The following is a 14,941-nucleotide window of genomic DNA, read 5'->3' on the forward strand; positions in this document are numbered from 1 at the left end:
CATTTAAATCATAGACCTAAGAACATGAAAAATGACCGTTTGTTCGTTTTTTGGCCGTCATCACGAGTTGCAGGCTCACAAAATCCGGTTATATTGAGGAAATTAAGGAAAATTGCCTACCAAATGGCGAATTTCAAAAATTTTCACTAAATAATCTACGGTAGTATTTTTACGTATGCTTTTTGCACATAACTCGTGTTGTGTAGGCATAACGGACACACACTTTTCGCCCACGAAAGAAAAAGAGAGAATAACTATGATTCGCAAACTAGCACCGCTTGTATTCGCTTGTGCTGCGGTAACCTCCGTAAGCGCGACAGCCGATCAGCTGGACACCGTGATTCAACGTGGCACTCTGAACTGTGGCGTGGTTCTGGATTTCCCACCAATGGGATATTTTGACGAGAATAACGAGGCGGCCGGCTTCGACGTCGATTACTGTAACGACCTGGGCGAAGCGCTCGGCGTAGACGTCAACGTTCTCAACCTGACCTGGGGCGAGCGGATCCCCTCCCTGGTCTCTGGCAAGACCGACGTGGTTATCGGTTCTACCTCCGATACACTTGAGCGAGCCAAGACCGTTGGCTTCACCTATCCGTACTTTGTGTTCAAATTCCAGGTAATCGCCAACGAGGACAAGAACATTGAATCCTTCGATGACCTGAAGGATCTGAAAGTCGGTGCGGCACTCGGCACCACTTACGAAACCGAATACCTCGCCTATGCCGAGCAGCAGGGCTGGGGCAAGGACAACTACACCTCCTTCAAATCCGAGAACGATGCGTACCTGGGTCTTTACCAGGGCAAGGTTGACGCAATCATCTCAACCAACACGAACATCGCGACCAAACTGCGTAGCGAAGAGTTCGAAGATTTTGAGGCCGGTCCCTACGTTCCCAACTACGACGACGTTGTGGGCATCATCGCCAAGCGTGATGAGGTTGCCTGGATCAACTATTTGAACCTGTTCCTCGTACGCCAGATTCGCGACGGCAACATGAACGAAGCCTACAACAAGCACTTCGGCACCGATGCGCCGGCCGATCTGATTCAGTCCCTCCGGGACAACAAGTAAGCGCCGAACCGACGGCCGCCAAACAGGCGGCCGTCATTGCATTGGTTCCCGGGTCGGGCACCCACCATCGGGTGTCCTGACCTAAAATTCTGATCAAGGCCCTTCTTACCGGGCTCTGGTCGAGCTTCCTACCATTCATAAAATGGCCAAGGTATGGACTACGAATTTCACTGGAACGTTGTGTTCCAGAATATGCCCCAGCTGCTGAACGGTGCCTTCGTTACCCTGCACGTATCCGTTCTGGCGATGCTTCTGGGCGTTGTGATCGCAATACTGTTGGCGATCGCCAAAATGAATAACACGAGGTTCTTCAGCCAGGTGGCTACGGTCTGGGTCGAGATCGCCCGGAATACGCCGGCCCTGTTCCAGATCTACATGGCCTATTTCGGCCTTGGAGCATTTGGTATCCACCTGAGCCCCTATGTGGCGGTACTGAGCGCACTGGTCTTCATCAACGCGGGCTACCTGACGGAGACGTTCCGGGGAGGGTTTCAGTCGATTCCGAGCACCCAGTACAGCGCCTCCAAATCCCTCGGCATGACCAGCATCCAGACGTATCGACACATCATCCTTCCGCAGATGCTGAGACGCATCTACCACCCGATGACCAACCAGTTTGTCTGGTCCATCCTGATGAGCTCTTTGGGCATTCTTGTGGGCATGAGTGAGCTTTCCGGCACCACTCAGAGGTTGCAATCACTGTCGTTCAGAACGCTGGAGTTCTTCATCGTGGCGGCTGTTATGTACTTTATCATCACCAAACTGGTGCTGTTCTGTTCATCACTCCTTGCCCGCAGACTCTTCAAGGGGGAAATCTGATGAATTCTCTATTCACACCCCTGTCCTGGAGCGATAGCGGTCTGATCCTGACTGGCGTCTGGAATACCGTCATCATCTCCGTTGTCGCCATCGTGGTGGGCACTGTTCTGGGATTGATCGTCGGTTTTCTGCGTGCCGAGAGCAACCGGGCCGTCAACGTCCTTTTTGGTAGCGTGCTGGACGTCCTGAGAAGTGTTCCACTGATCATTCAGCTTATCCTGTTTTCCACCTTTGTCGGTGCGATGGGGAATCCATTGGCACCGTTTGTTGCGGGCTCCATTGTGCTTTCCCTGTACACCATGGCCTTCATGAGCGAGGTATTCCGCAGCGGCTTTGAGAGCGTCAGCCCCTCAATGCAGACAGCAGCGCGCTCACTGGGTATGACCAAATGGCAAACCATCTATCACATTCGGTTACCGATTGGTTTGCGTGCTGTGTTCCCCTCGTGGCTGGGTGTTGCACTCAGTGTCATCAAGGACTCGGCCCTGGTCTCGGTCATCGGTTATATGGAATTGCTACGCACGTCGGAGCAACTGATTTCAAGAACCCAGCAACCGCTCGAGATCCTGATCGGTGTTGGTATCTTTTACTTCATTATTTCGTACCCGCTGTCTCACTACGGCCGGTATGTTGAGAGGAAAATGGCAATATGATCAGCGTACAGAATGTCCATAAATCCTTTGGCGATCTTGAAGTACTGAAAGGCGTCAGCCTGGATGTAAAGAAAGGCGAGGTCGTGAGCGTTATCGGGGGCTCTGGCAGCGGGAAGTCGACGCTCCTGTATTGCATCAATGCCATTGAGAGTATCAATAAGGGCAAAATTCTCGTGGATGATGTGGATGTCCATGCCAAGGAAACCAATAAGGACAAGTTGCGTCAGAAACTGGGCATGGTCTTCCAGCAGTGGAATTCCTTTCCCCACATGACGGTGCTGGAGAACGCGGCGCTTGCCCCCAGAATCGTCAAGAAAATGAGCAAGGAAGAGGCAATTGAAATTGCCAAGAAAGAGTTGGAGCACGTCGGCCTGGGTGACAAGTTCGACGTCTATCCCACGAAAATGTCCGGCGGCCAGCAGCAGCGCCTGGCAATTGCCCGTGCTCTGGCCATGAAGCCTGACTACATGCTGCTTGACGAGGTGACCTCCGCGCTCGACCCGGAGCTGGTCGGTGAGGTTCTGGACACCCTGCGCCTGTTGGCAGAAGAGGGGATGACCATGATCTGTGTGACCCATGAAATGGGATTCGCACGGGATGTCTCTGATCGGGTGGCTTACTTCCACGAGGGTGTGATTGCAGAGATCGGTGAAGCACGCCAGGTGATTACCGATCCGCAGAACCCACTCACCCAGAAGTTCCTTTCAAAAGTGCGCTAGGAAGTCGCCACGAGCGTGGCGCTGGCTGGGGGAGTTCTTGGACCCGCTTCCCCAGCCATTTTTCCAGCCCGCCCAGAATCCGGCGGCTTCAGTTCCGGTTCTTGAGCACCTCATAAATCTGCGTGACCGCCTCATTCTGCATTGGTTTCTCAACCATGTCTTCCAGCAGCTCCAGTACCCGTTTCTCGTCGTTGCTCCGAAGACCCGGCCAGTACACGTAGGGCACCAGATCCGGATTGCTGATGAAGAACAAAGCGGTTTGTTCCGGATCGTTGGCGATGTCCCCGCGCAGGCCCACGGTGAACTGACGGCCTTCGCCACCCCTTAGCGTTACCAGAAGCGATTGGTCCTGCTCGATGAATCGGGTTTCCTCCACGGCAATGGGCTCTGCCAGATCCGGCACGGAGGTGATGTAGTATTGAAAACCAAGGAACCCCAGCAGCACAGCAATCAACGCTGCCAGGGCAAAGGATTTGATCATGCTGAAGATTCCAAGCTGCTTACATTGCTCTGGCAAATAACCCAAAGGGGAGGGATTTGATCACATAACTCAGTGGCGTCCATGGCCACCAGGGCACATAGGCCCGGCGTTTCTCGGATTCAATGGCTTTAACCAGGGCTTTCACGCCGGTTTCCAGATCTACCCGAAAGGGCGCGTTCTTGGTGTCCCGATTGATATCCGTGAGGATGTAGCCGGGCATGATATTGCTGACGTTAATCGGCTTGCCCTTGGTATCCAGTTGCAGCCCTTCCGCCAAGGAGGCCACGGCAGCCTTGGTGGCGGCATATACGTTCAGAGGACCACGGAAACCGCGAACGCCACTGACTGATGACATCAACACCAGGTGGCCGCTGTTCTGTTCGCGGAAAATCTCCATGGCCGCCTCGCTCTGGGCAATGGCGGCGATGAAGTTGGTTTCGGCGGTGTGTCGGTTGGAGGCGAAATGGCCACGGCCGATGGGCTGCGAGCTGCCAATACCCGCGTTAACCACCACCCGATCAAGACTGCCGAGCTCATCCCGGAAACCGCGAAATACTTCGAACACCTGCTCGTAATCGCAGACATCAAGGCCTCGGACCAGTACCCGGATATCCGGATGGGCCTGCTGCAATTCCCGCTGAAGAGCTTCCAGCTTGTCTGCCCGGCGCGCGCAGAGCGCCAGATTACAGCCTTTGGCCGCCCATTCGCGAGCCATGCCTTCCCCGAGACCGGTGCTGGCACCGGTAATCAGAATGTTCTTTCGCATCAGTTATCCCCTGGGTCCGCTTGAGTTATTTGCGCTCACAGTACCATGATCGGACGTCCATGGGATTGACTGAGATGAAGCTCTGCACTGGCCATTCCTTTCAGGTTAGAACGTTATTCCACCATCACTGTGATCTTCTTGGAAACCACGGGCGGGTTATGCGGCACATGCATGTGATCACCTACCAAAAGCTGCAGCGTGTGTTTACCCGGTGATAGCGTGATCTCGGTTTCGGTTTGCCCGCCACCAAAGTGCTTGATCTGATCCGTTGCCGGAAGAGATTGGCTTAAATCAGAAGGCACATCGGTATCGATCAGCAGGTGGTGATGCCCGGTGCCTGATTTCTCAACGCCAGCGGGCGCCACGCCCATATTTCGGAGGCCAAAGACGACTTTAAAGGTTTGCTCGACGGTTGCACCATCGGTTGGCTGGACGAAATACACGCCGGCGTTGGCCGGAGCTTCGGAACTCATGCTCTCTGCGAACGCAGCAACTGGCGCAGTCAACAGAGCTAAAGATAGGGTAATAGCGATCCTGTTCATTTCATTTCCTCCCTGGTGTTTGCCAAAGATGAGTATAGTTGAGGAACTGAAGTTTTGGCGGCAATGTCAGCTCTCAAGGGCGGGAATTATGTGGTCCTCAATTAACTGGAACTGGCGGCGCAAAAAGGCTGAACCCGGCGAGGGTGGGGTAGGGTCGGAGGTCATCACCACGGTCAGTTTACGGGCGGGCATCACATAAAGTACCTGGCCTCCGTACCCCCGCCCGTAATATCCCATTTCGCCGGCGAGCGGCTGCTGGAACCAGCCGTAGCCATAGGGATCATCTGTGTAGGCGGACCTTCCGCGTTCAGTCCAGGATGCGCGCACCCAGTTTTCCGGAAACAAGCGCCGATCACCAAGGCGGCCTTCATTGCGATAAAGCTCGCCGATTTTTGCCAGGTCCCTTGGCGAAAGAGCCATATTATTGCCACCGAAATATATCCCCTGGGGGTCCCGGCCCCAGGCGGGAATGGTTATATTCAGCGGCTCGCCCAACCATTCCCGCGCCAGGGCGAGGGTGCTGCGTCCGGCGCTTTCGGTGAGCGCGGCGGAGAGCAGGTGGCTGCTGCCGGTGGAGTAGAGCATGCGACCGCCCGGCTCATCCACGAACGGCCGGGTAAGCACATGGTGCACCCAGTTATCGCTGTTCACCCAGGGGCCATAGTAACGGCCAGATGTTCGCTGCAGCCCGGCCTGCAACGACAGCAGGTGACCCAGAGTTATCCGGTCCACGCCCTCGGTAGCGGAGGCCGGTACGCGGTCACCGAGCGTTTCAATAACCGGTTGACTGGTTCCCTCAAACACGCCTTTTTCGATGCCGATACCCACCAGCGCAGCGAGCACTGTCTTGGAGAGAGATTTGATATTGGTTGGCGTGTCCAGCCCGGCACTCTTCAAATCCAGTGCCAGCACTTCCTCACCCTCATGAATAACAATCAGGGTGTGAAGGCGCTCAAGATTCGCAGCCTCTCTGGACACCTCTGTTTGCCAGTCGGCCGTCTCTGAGTGGCTTGGCGGGGTCACCAGGAGCAGCAGTGCGAAAAGCCAATATGAAAAGCGTTGCATAGTGTAAGGAGGCGCTAGCGTCTTCGTTTTGGTAAGTGGAACGTCGATCATATGACTACTGTACGTCAGCGCGCCCAGAGGAGGTCACGGCTTAATCAGATCTGTGGTGATTATCGGGTACGCGATGCAAATTTATGCGCTTCGTGGCGCAAACATGATGATCGCCATGCCGAGCAATGCTACGCCGGAACCCACCAGATCCCAGACGGTTGGCCGGATACCATCAATAGCCCAGAGCCAGAGAATGGCCATGAAGATATACACACCGCCGTAGGCCGCATAAACCCGCCCGGCGGCGGTGGGATGCAGGGAAAGTAACCAGGCAAATGCCGCAAGGCTCAGGGCTCCGGGCACCAGAAGCCAGATGCTCTTTCCTTCGCGAAGCCAGAGATAGGGTAGGTAGCAGCCAACGATTTCAGCCAGCGCGGTGATGAGAAACAGACCGATGGTTTTCAGTTCAGGCACAGGGGTTTTCCTGTAAAGCTTCTTGCAAAGATTCAAGGCTCTCGGGCCCTGCCTCCAGGCGGACGCACTCCCCGGAGTCACGCTCCCAGGAGGCAGCTGAGCCCATGTGAAGATGCACGTTTACGGTCATGGCCCCTTCAAATGACTCCTCCAGGAGTCCTGCAGGAACCCAAACCAACTCCATGCCCCTCAGTTGGTTTGGTACTGGACTACCGCATACCGAGCAGAAATCACTGCGATAGCCTGTTGGCTTCTGGAAAGAAGAGATTTTGTCCTGACCAGACAGCCAGCGAAAATCCTTCTGCTTCACAAAAGTTGCCGCATTCGCCGACGATCCCGTTACCTTCCGGCAGAGGGAACAGTGGCATTGGTAGAGGTTGGGAAGATAGCCCTTGATTTCAAACTTCACCTCGCCACACAGGCATTCGCCGTTCATTTTTCATTCCTTAGATTGGTCTGGAATCAGCGCCAGAAGATCTGTCACCCCAATATCCACCCCGGCTTGTGAGAGCAGCGTAGAAACCTGCCCGCGATGATGGGTCTGGTGATTGAAAAAGTGTTGAAGAAGACTGGAGAACCGACGGTTCGCTGGAACCCCCTTCGTGTTTTGATAACGGAGAACCACGTTCAGGTCGTCATCCGACAACGTGCCAACCCAACCGATAATATGGTTGTCGAGCCAGGCCCTCCGCTCCGACAGTGCGGCGAAGTCCTCGAACAGGATATCGTTCAGTTTGTTGGGTGAGGGCAGATCTGCGACTTCCTTCAGTGCAATGCTAAACGTTGGGTGCATGGCGAACCGCTTTAGCCAAATGGTGTCGCCAACAACAATGTGGTTCAGTGTTCCGAGAATGGAGCCGAAGAACGCACCACGTTCCCTGGACAGCTCTGTTTCATCAAGAATACCAGCAGCTTCGTAGATCTTGGTGTTCATCCACTGATTGTAGGCGGCCATTAACTCGAAGTGTTCTTTCAGGCTCATTTTCTTCGTCCTATCCGAACTCTTTATGCGGGGGTTGCGGGTCTTAAGAAACAACAGAATGTATTAACAATATAGAGCGACAACCGCTCTACTTTCTATAGACGCCAGCGCATTGGGTGCGTTTGTTTCAGGACGCCGCTCTCGTCCCAGTCTTCCCAACCAGTAAAAGGAATAGGGGGCTCGTCAAAAAGTCCCGGCAGCCGCTCCGCCAACATTGTTTTCTTCTGTTCCAGCTGTTCCCTGAACGTGGACTCATCCTCGTAACGAATTCCCCCTCCCTGAATGCCATAGCTAACCTGGGGCGGCAGAACATCAAACCCCACGTAGTAAAGCGAGGAATGCATCGGCCATAGCCATTCCACCATATTGCCAGCGCGGCCGAAGGGCATGAAAGCCTGCTCCGGAGACCCGGTGGTAACAGACAACATGGCTTTTTTGCCCCGGAAGTGCCCCCGGTTGTAACGTCGGCTCCCGGAGTAGAGCCCTCCGTATACCAGAACCCGATCGAACCAACCCTTGAGGATTGCCGGTTGCGAGTGCCACCAGAGGGGAAACTGGAAGATCACGAGGTCGGCCCACTCCAGGTGGCTGATTTCCCTCTGAACCTCAGGAGCCAGCGCGCCTCGTTCATAATGAGCCCGCTGCTCGGTCAACGGGGCGAAATAGGTGTCATCAACACGCTCGCGGTAGTGGTCGGCACGTTCGATCGGATCAAATTCTTGCCGGTAAAGGTCATTGAGTTCCACCGTGTGTCCAACAGCCTGAAGGGACTCTATCGCTACATCAACCAGCCCGCCATTGAACGATTTGCGCTCGGGGTGAGCGAAGACAATCAACACGTTCATAGCCCATCACTCCTTTTGCATTCATCTGGCGATAGCCTAAGCTGTTCCTCAATACACATAAATTCTCAATATGCGCGAATCTAATTTGCATGAATGAACAGCAAATTCGGTGGGATGATCTGCAGATTGTGTCGGCTATTGCCGACACGGGAACGCTATCAGGAGCTGGCAGGCAGCTGGGAATCAGCCATGCGACAGTCTTCCGCCGGCTCACCAATCTGGAAGATCAGCTGGGTGTGGTTCTGTTTGAACGGTCGCGTACGGGATACACGCCAAGCGCCGCCGGAGAGGACATCTTCACCGTCGCGAAAAGGGTGCAAGAGGATATCACTGGCGTTGAGCGCCGGCTTGCAGGAAAAGACCTGAAGCTTTCAGGAACCATCCGGGTCACCACAACCGACACTCTATTTGCGGGTTTGCTGGCCAAATCGTTCGAAAAGTTTCGTGAGGACTTCTCCGATATCAAGCTGGAAGTTGTCATCTCGAACCAGGTGCACAGTTTGAGCAAACGCGAAGCAGACGTCGCGATTCGCCCCACCGGGAATCCGCCAGAAACCCTGGTTGGGCGGAAGGTTGGAGTAATCCGGCAGAGCGTCTATGGGCAACGGCATCATTGGCAAAACCGGCGGGCCCCTCTGGACACCTTAACCGGGCACCAGTGGATTGGCCCGGATACGCACATGGGCAACCGGGCCCTGGAAACCTGGATGGCCCGAAACGGGTTGAGTGAATGCTGCAGTTACCGCGTTGACTCAATGCTGGGCATGCAAATCGCCACTCGATCAGGCAGGGCAGTGGCCGTGCTACCAGACTACCTGGGGGATGCCGATCCAGAGCTTTGCCGCCTGACGGATCCCATTGCAGAGCTGGATATCCCTCTCTGGATTCTCACGCATCCTGACCTGAAACGGGTCAAAAGAATCCGGGAGTTTACCCGAGTCATCGGTGAGGGATTGAGGCAAGCGCTGGATTAAACCATAGGCCTGAAATTCGGCAATGCCGCAACGCGATCCAGCCATGTCCGAATCGCAGGGTAGGCTTCCAGCTCAAAACCACCTTCATCTGCGACGTGGGTGTATGCATAGAGTGAGATATCTGCGGTAGTGACATTCTCGCCCGTCAGAAATCGCGTTTGTGCCAGCTGCTGCTCCATCACCTGTAAGGCCTTGTGCCCGCCGGTTTGTTTGGCGGCGTACTCATCGGCTTTCTCCGCCGGGAGTCCCAGGTACTTGTTGATAAAGCGCGCGACGGCGATAAACGGCTCATGGCTGTATTGCTCGAAGAATTGCCATTGCAGAACGCGGGCCTGGGCGAGGCCGCCATTCGGGTACAGATCAGAGCCGGATGCGAGGTAGTTGATGATGGCGTTGGACTCTGACAGCGCCTCGCCACTATCCAGCTCCAGCAGAGGAATTTTACCATTCGGGTTCTTTTTCAAAAAATCATCGGATTTTGTGTCGCCGGCCAGAATGTCGACATCAATCCACTGATGGTCGATGTTCAGCAGTTGGCAAACGAGCTGAACCTTGTAGCAGTTGCCGGATTTGGTATCGCCGTAGATTTTCATGCAGTTTCCTTTGCTGGGAGTGCGACGTATTTCAGGCCGGGGCGTTCAGGGTTTCGATCCGGGTTGCTTGAGGTCTTTGGTATAGACATGCGTCGTTTTGGATTGCGTATAGCCGACCGCTGGATAAAAGCCATGAGACTCCAGGCGCGTTACATTAGAGCGCACCACCACCCGCGGGAGCCCCATAGAACTGGACCAGTCTTCAGCAGACTGGACCAATAACTGGCCGATGCCAGCTCTCCGTGCGCGGGAGCCTACAACCAGGCCTGTAATTTCCGCGACATACAGCTCGCTGAGGAACAGGCGCTTTTCCACTGCTATCCATCCAACGACCGAAGCCCCGGAAATGGCGACGAAAATCTGATGGTCCGGAGAGTCAGCGATTGCCTCGAGCCATTCTTTCGTCCGGAGCCTGCTGGCTGTATAACCCCATTCGAGGACCAGAGCGTGAATGCCATCAAGATGATCAACCCGCCCCGGTTCGATTGAAACGTCCATGTTCAAATGCTACTCCGGGAGGGAACACCATGGCGATTCATTCTCGGGATTTGCCTTTGACCCACCTGTCGCCCTCATTGTGATATTCCTCTTTAACCCCCGCCCGGGCTACTTTGTGGGCCGCCTCTATCGCAGCTGGCTGTCCTTGCTACCCCTGCGATTGATGCCGCCAGACTGGTTGTGCTCCTTTTCATGGGCCGACTGGCAGTCAATGCAAAAACGAACACCGGGAATGGCCTTGCGCCGGGCCTCTGGAATTGTTGCTCCGCACTCATCGCATTCCTCGGCACTCTCGCCTTTGGCCAACTGGCTGCGTGCGCGCTGGATTTCATCCTCAACGCTTGCGTCGATCTGTTCCTGAACCGCACCATCACGAGACCATCCGCCTGCCATGGGGCCCTCCGAAGTCTGACTGACTGAAACTACTCAACGTTAGCATTGTAGCTCGGGTGCTCAAAGATGGCCGACGCTGATTTGGCCCACCTGAATGGTCAAAGCTAACCGGCTTCAGTCTCGCGCCCACCTCGAAGTGCCAGATACAGCAAGGGCCCGGCCGAGACAAACACTGCTGTCAGCACGAAAAACGGAATGAGGTAACCCAATCCTTTGCCTCGACATTTGGCGTCGTGGTACATCCAGATGCAAGCCAGCGCAGCGAGAATGTAGAGATCGATAACAACCTGTGCGGTATCGGGGCTCGACATCAACTGGGCGCCGAATGCCAGGAGCGATTGCTCAGCTCCGGCCATTACCCAGAAAGTGAAGCCCATGAACAGGCAGAGAACGATGAGGGGGAGGGGGGATACTTTCATAATCTTCCTTGATTTAAAGAATTGAAGGTTGTTGGTTCTCGACTCAGGGATTTTCTGTGTATTGGGGCAGGTCGTCCGTAATCTCAAACCAGGGCGCCTTGTTACCGACGTAAACGTGCCGCTCCGGCTTCACGCCCGGATCAGTATCCAGAGTGCCCATCGGGAACCCAAGCACATCCGGCTGGGCATCAAATCTCGTGTAGAGGCTGGAGCCGCAGTTGGAACAGAAGGCCTTGTGCTCACCGGGGGACGACTCGTAGAACTTGATGAGCTCCTCGCCTTGCACCGTGCGCCAGTCAGCTGACTTTACCTTGGCGCGGGTCCGAAATGCTGCCGCGTGCAGCTTTCGGCACATGGTGCAGTGGCAGTTCAGAACATCTGTGAGGGGGCCATGGATTTCGTACTTGATGCCGCCGCACAGGCAGCTTCCGGTTTGGTGCATAGGGTCATCTCCTGTTGATCCCTTCGTCTTCAATACTGGCATCGATCCGTTCCAGAACCATACCATCGCGTGACGTTTAGAGCACCGGACTCATTTTTTATGCAGTTCCCTGTAGCGTTCCTCCAGTTCGGTACGAATGGCCCTGCGCTCCTTACCGTTGGCAAATCGCCGTATCTGATCATCGGTGCTCGGGACCAGCTGCGGCACGGCGACGGCTTTGCCGTTGTCATCAACCGCCACCATGGTAAAGAAGCAGCTGTTGCTGTGGCGAACCAACTTGTCGCGGATGTTCTCGGTAACCACCTTGATGCCGATCTCCATGGAGGTACGGCCGGTATAGTTCACGCTGGCCAGAAAGGTGACCAGCTCGCCAATCTGGATGGGCTGTAGGAACATCACCTGGTCGACGGACAGGGTAACAACATAGGTCCCCGCGTAGCGGCTGGCGCAGGCATAGGCAACCTCATCCAGGTACTTCAGCAGGGTGCCGCCGTGCACGTTGCCTGAGAAATTGGCTTTGTCCGGCGTCATCAGAACGGTCATGCTCAGGCTTGTTGAATTGTTTTCCATGGCGCTTCTCTGTTGGTTTTGCTGTCCAGTATAGGCGCCAGGGTGCTGGCGGTGGCAGTAGTTATTAATCGGCCTCGAACGTCACCAGATCCACATCTGCTGCCTGGGTGCGTAACGGCACCAATGCCTGATAGGCAGGAGAGTCGTGCCAATCGGCGACGGAATCCGCATTGGGAAAGCGGATAACCACCGTATCGGTGTGCAGGTATTGCCCGCTCAGCACCTTTGCCTGTGTACCCCGAAGTACCAGTTCCGCACCCCAGGGAACCAGCGTTTCCGGAACAAGGCTGCGGTATTCTGCCCATTTGTCGGGGTCTTTTACGGTGATGTTGCCGATCACGTAGGCGGTCATCTGCGTTCTCCGGTCTTCAATTGGGCTGGATGGTCACGAAAAATGCCAGTGACCGCAGGAATTACTGGTTCAAAACACCTTCGATCCAATTCAGGAATCTGGCCGCACTTCTCGTTTCGAAGCTATCCCTACTTGGAACGTAATAGCACAAATCCGATGTTACCGATTGAGTGTCGAAGTGCTGCAGAACGTTGGCCTTCACCAGCCTGTCGACGAGCGTTGAAGAGCAGAACACCAGCCCGTTGCCTGCCATAGCCTGTTGGATCCCGAAAAGCTCCTGATCAAACGTTTTGAGTTGAAACTTGGCTCCCTCCAGTCCATTTTTTTCCAACCAGGCGGCCAGGGGAGGGGGCGGTAACGCTTTGTTTTTCCACTCCGTGCTGAAAAGCGTAATGGGTTCATTCTCCCAGGAAGGAGGCGTCATTCCATAAGCACCAAATACATTGAATGACTCAAATCGAATGACATCAGAATGCTCAGCAACTGAGACATCCCCGAACCGAATGGGAATGATATAGGATTGGCTGTCGACCGACTCGCCGGTCGATATTTCCACAGAAATCTCGGGGTTGGCTTGTTCGAAATCGTGCTGAGAAGGGATCAGCACCATCGCTGCCAACGATGATGTCGTCGTCACCCTGACCGTATTGCCTGCCTTCACCACCTCTTCCAAAGCGCTGTCGATTTTGCGAAACCCTTCGGAGGTCGCTTTGGCTAATCGGATACCCGTTCCCGTCAATGATATCCGTCTTCCCTGCCGATGAAACAGGCTCACATTTAATCGGCTTTCCAGGTTGCCAATGTGGTGTGAGATGGCTGTCGGCGTTAGCGAAAGTTCTTCTGCCGCCAACTTGAAACTACCCCGGCGGGCAGCCGACTCAAAGGCTTTCAGCGCCTGTAATGACACCTGCAATGTGAATCTCCAGGTCAATCACGAGTTCATGAACGTTTGGATGAGTTTAATTCATCTGCAAGTGTAATTTTTCCGTTTGTGCAAGTCCATCCAGCGCCACAAACTAGCTCCTGTAATCAATCAGCCAAGGAAATGAACATGAGCACACTATTACACATTGATTCAAGCGTCAGAGCGGCGACAAACCCGAACCCGGATCACGATTCCATATCGAAAAATGTCGCCCGTCGATTCATTGATACCTGGAAACAGAACCGTCCTGAAGATGAATATATCTATCGTGACGTTGGGGTGAATCCACCTGCTTTCATTACCCAGGATTGGATTGGCGCGGTGTTTACCCCGGAGCAAGATAGGACCCCGGCGCAGCAGGAGACACTGGCACTCTCCGATACACTTATCGCGGAGGTCTCAGCAGCCGACGTTATTGTGATCTCCTCACCCATGTACAACTACGGTATGCCGGCTCAGCTAAAAGCCTGGTTCGATCAGATCGCTCGCATTGGCAAGACGTTTGATTTCGATCTCGAACGAGGAGACTTCCCGCTGCAGCCTCTGCTCTCAGGTAAGACATTGATCATCGTGACCTCCAGCGGAGAGTTTGGCTTTGAAAAAGGCGGAATAAGAGAAGAGTCTGGCCACCTGGTGCCGCACCTCAGAACGTTGAGCAAATACCTCGGGGTGGACACCATTTATGAGGTCGCCGCTGAATATCAGGAATTTGGCGACGAGCGGCACCGAGTGTCAGTAGCTAACGCCAAAGCTCGAGCCGAAAGCCTTGCTTCAGAGCTGAGCCTTTCAGCCCCGGCGCTATCGCCAAGAAATGAGGTCACCGATGCGTGACCGAATTGATGAAGAGCGTCTGGCAACCTGTGGCGAAAGCGCCATCGATCTGGCTATTAGCAATGTAAAAGCCGGTGGTTTGCCGTTTTCCGCTGTGATCGTCAATCAAAATGGAGACGTTGTCGGCAAGGGGGTAAATCAGGTTGCCAAGCATCTGGATTGTACCGCACACGCAGAAATACAGGCGATAAGGGACGCTTCACGGAATGAAAATAGCGTCTCTTTAAAAGGGGCGACGTTGATTGCTTCAGGAGAGCCTTGCGCTCTCTGTTACATGGCGATCCGTATGGCTGGCATTGCGAATGTCCGTATATTGTTGGATCGATATGAGGCGGCAGAAAACGGGTTCGATTATCGGTGGACTTACAGGTATTTGACCCCCAGCCTCATTAATGAGCTCGATGTTGTGACTTTGGTTAACGACAGGAAGTTACTCCCATTCCAGATGGCCAGGATGGGTCTGAGTGGTTGAGAGTAGTGGTGTGCTAATGGCGTGGCGGCTTAAACCTGAGCCGCCACGCTGGCATTTCCA

The 14,941-nt window shown here is 54.5% G+C and carries 23 protein-coding genes; 7 read left to right on the forward strand and 16 right to left on the reverse strand.

Translation table 11 applies throughout. The features are described 5' to 3' along the window. Window positions 1-256: 256 nt before the first annotated feature. From ACWJ62_RS14460 to ACWJ62_RS14475, 4 genes are all read left to right on the forward strand, one after another. On the forward strand, window positions 257-1,075 hold the full coding sequence (locus ACWJ62_RS14460) for a transporter substrate-binding domain-containing protein (protein WP_148610123.1): 819 nt from the start codon (window positions 257-259) through the stop codon (window positions 1,073-1,075). A gap of 153 nt (window positions 1,076-1,228) precedes the next feature. Next, the gene (locus ACWJ62_RS14465) at window positions 1,229-1,894 is read left to right on the forward strand and encodes an amino acid ABC transporter permease (RefSeq protein WP_449286816.1); all 666 of its coding nucleotides are present in this window, start codon (window positions 1,229-1,231) and stop codon (window positions 1,892-1,894) included. Further along, a complete protein-coding gene (locus ACWJ62_RS14470) occupies window positions 1,894-2,547 on the forward strand; it encodes an amino acid ABC transporter permease (RefSeq protein WP_449286817.1) in 654 nt (217 codons plus the stop codon). The genes ACWJ62_RS14465 and ACWJ62_RS14470 overlap by 1 nt, the downstream gene beginning before the upstream one ends. Then, window positions 2,544-3,266 (forward strand): amino acid ABC transporter ATP-binding protein, encoded by a 723-nt coding sequence (locus ACWJ62_RS14475; RefSeq protein WP_449286818.1) that lies wholly within the window; start codon window positions 2,544-2,546, stop codon window positions 3,264-3,266. Before ACWJ62_RS14470 ends, ACWJ62_RS14475 begins: the two co-directional genes overlap by 4 nt. A gap of 88 nt (window positions 3,267-3,354) precedes the next feature. Here the strand turns inward: ACWJ62_RS14475 and ACWJ62_RS14480 are convergent, their stop codons facing one another. From ACWJ62_RS14480 to ACWJ62_RS14515, 8 genes are all read right to left on the reverse strand, one after another. Beyond that, window positions 3,355-3,747: a hypothetical protein gene (locus tag ACWJ62_RS14480; protein WP_449286819.1), complete on the reverse strand. Its 393-nt coding sequence runs from the start codon at window positions 3,745-3,747 to the stop codon at window positions 3,355-3,357. A gap of 19 nt (window positions 3,748-3,766) precedes the next feature. Continuing rightward, the gene (locus tag ACWJ62_RS14485) at window positions 3,767-4,513 is read right to left on the reverse strand and encodes an SDR family oxidoreductase (protein ID WP_449286820.1); all 747 of its coding nucleotides are present in this window, start codon (window positions 4,511-4,513) and stop codon (window positions 3,767-3,769) included. Between the two features lie 113 nt (window positions 4,514-4,626). Beyond that, window positions 4,627-5,055 (reverse strand): DUF4399 domain-containing protein, encoded by a 429-nt coding sequence (locus tag ACWJ62_RS14490; RefSeq protein WP_449286821.1) that lies wholly within the window; start codon window positions 5,053-5,055, stop codon window positions 4,627-4,629. A gap of 66 nt (window positions 5,056-5,121) precedes the next feature. Next, window positions 5,122-6,033 carry a serine hydrolase domain-containing protein gene (locus ACWJ62_RS14495; protein WP_449286822.1) on the reverse strand — a complete coding sequence of 304 codons (912 nt, stop codon included), beginning with the start codon at window positions 6,031-6,033 and terminating at the stop codon, window positions 5,122-5,124. A 219-nt stretch (window positions 6,034-6,252) separates the two neighbouring features. Beyond that, entirely contained in the window at window positions 6,253-6,585 is a 333-nt protein-coding gene (locus ACWJ62_RS14500) for a YnfA family protein (protein WP_449286823.1), read from the reverse strand. Then, window positions 6,578-7,021 (reverse strand): GFA family protein, encoded by a 444-nt coding sequence (locus tag ACWJ62_RS14505; protein ID WP_449286824.1) that lies wholly within the window; start codon window positions 7,019-7,021, stop codon window positions 6,578-6,580. Before ACWJ62_RS14505 ends, ACWJ62_RS14500 begins: the two co-directional genes overlap by 8 nt. 3 nt (window positions 7,022-7,024) lie before the next feature. Further along, window positions 7,025-7,567, reverse strand: a complete 543-nt coding sequence (locus ACWJ62_RS14510; RefSeq protein ID WP_449286825.1) for a DinB family protein — start codon at window positions 7,565-7,567, stop codon at window positions 7,025-7,027. Between the two features lie 95 nt (window positions 7,568-7,662). Next, window positions 7,663-8,412, reverse strand: coding sequence for an NAD(P)H-dependent oxidoreductase (locus ACWJ62_RS14515; RefSeq protein WP_449286826.1), 750 nt, complete (start codon window positions 8,410-8,412; stop codon window positions 7,663-7,665). A gap of 89 nt (window positions 8,413-8,501) precedes the next feature. Here ACWJ62_RS14515 and ACWJ62_RS14520 point away from each other — a divergent pair, with 89 nt between their 5' ends. Then, window positions 8,502-9,386, forward strand: a complete 885-nt coding sequence (locus ACWJ62_RS14520) for a LysR family transcriptional regulator (RefSeq protein WP_449286827.1) — start codon at window positions 8,502-8,504, stop codon at window positions 9,384-9,386. Here the strand turns inward: ACWJ62_RS14520 and ACWJ62_RS14525 are convergent. The 8 genes from ACWJ62_RS14525 to ACWJ62_RS14560 all read right to left on the reverse strand — a co-directional run bounded on the left by ACWJ62_RS14525 (window position 9,383) and on the right by ACWJ62_RS14560 (window position 13,560). Beyond that, window positions 9,383-9,979, reverse strand: a complete 597-nt coding sequence (locus tag ACWJ62_RS14525; protein WP_449286828.1) for a glutathione S-transferase family protein — start codon at window positions 9,977-9,979, stop codon at window positions 9,383-9,385. The genes ACWJ62_RS14520 and ACWJ62_RS14525 overlap by 4 nt on opposite strands. A 45-nt stretch (window positions 9,980-10,024) precedes the next feature. Next, a complete protein-coding gene (locus tag ACWJ62_RS14530) occupies window positions 10,025-10,477 on the reverse strand; it encodes a GNAT family N-acetyltransferase (RefSeq protein WP_449286829.1) in 453 nt (150 codons plus the stop codon). A 126-nt stretch (window positions 10,478-10,603) separates the two neighbouring features. After that, entirely contained in the window at window positions 10,604-10,870 is a 267-nt protein-coding gene (locus ACWJ62_RS14535) for a DksA/TraR family C4-type zinc finger protein (RefSeq protein ID WP_449286830.1), read from the reverse strand. A 104-nt stretch (window positions 10,871-10,974) separates the two neighbouring features. Then, on the reverse strand, window positions 10,975-11,289 hold the full coding sequence (locus tag ACWJ62_RS14540) for a DUF2834 domain-containing protein (RefSeq protein WP_449286831.1): 315 nt from the start codon (window positions 11,287-11,289) through the stop codon (window positions 10,975-10,977). Between the two features lie 43 nt (window positions 11,290-11,332). Then, a complete protein-coding gene (locus tag ACWJ62_RS14545) occupies window positions 11,333-11,731 on the reverse strand; it encodes a GFA family protein (protein ID WP_449286832.1) in 399 nt (132 codons plus the stop codon). Between the two features lie 90 nt (window positions 11,732-11,821). Continuing rightward, the gene (locus ACWJ62_RS14550; RefSeq protein WP_449286833.1) at window positions 11,822-12,301 is read right to left on the reverse strand and encodes an acyl-CoA thioesterase; all 480 of its coding nucleotides are present in this window, start codon (window positions 12,299-12,301) and stop codon (window positions 11,822-11,824) included. 64 nt (window positions 12,302-12,365) lie between these two features. Further along, a complete protein-coding gene (locus ACWJ62_RS14555; protein ID WP_449286834.1) occupies window positions 12,366-12,653 on the reverse strand; it encodes a DUF1330 domain-containing protein in 288 nt (95 codons plus the stop codon). Window positions 12,654-12,714: 61 nt separating this feature from the next. Then, window positions 12,715-13,560, reverse strand: a complete 846-nt coding sequence (locus ACWJ62_RS14560; protein WP_449287095.1) for a LysR family transcriptional regulator — start codon at window positions 13,558-13,560, stop codon at window positions 12,715-12,717. Window positions 13,561-13,704: 144 nt separating this feature from the next. On the opposite strand from ACWJ62_RS14560, the gene ACWJ62_RS14565 reads away from it, so the two are divergent. Together ACWJ62_RS14565 and ACWJ62_RS14570 are read left to right on the forward strand one after the other, a co-directional pair. Then, complete coding sequence (locus ACWJ62_RS14565) at window positions 13,705-14,409, forward strand: FMN-dependent NADH-azoreductase (protein ID WP_449286835.1); 705 nt, start codon at window positions 13,705-13,707, stop codon at window positions 14,407-14,409. Then, the gene (locus ACWJ62_RS14570; protein WP_449286836.1) at window positions 14,402-14,881 is read left to right on the forward strand and encodes a nucleoside deaminase; all 480 of its coding nucleotides are present in this window, start codon (window positions 14,402-14,404) and stop codon (window positions 14,879-14,881) included. Before ACWJ62_RS14565 ends, ACWJ62_RS14570 begins: the two co-directional genes overlap by 8 nt. Window positions 14,882-14,941: the final 60 nt, after the last annotated feature.

This window comes from Marinobacter sp. PE14, from assembly GCF_053566155.1.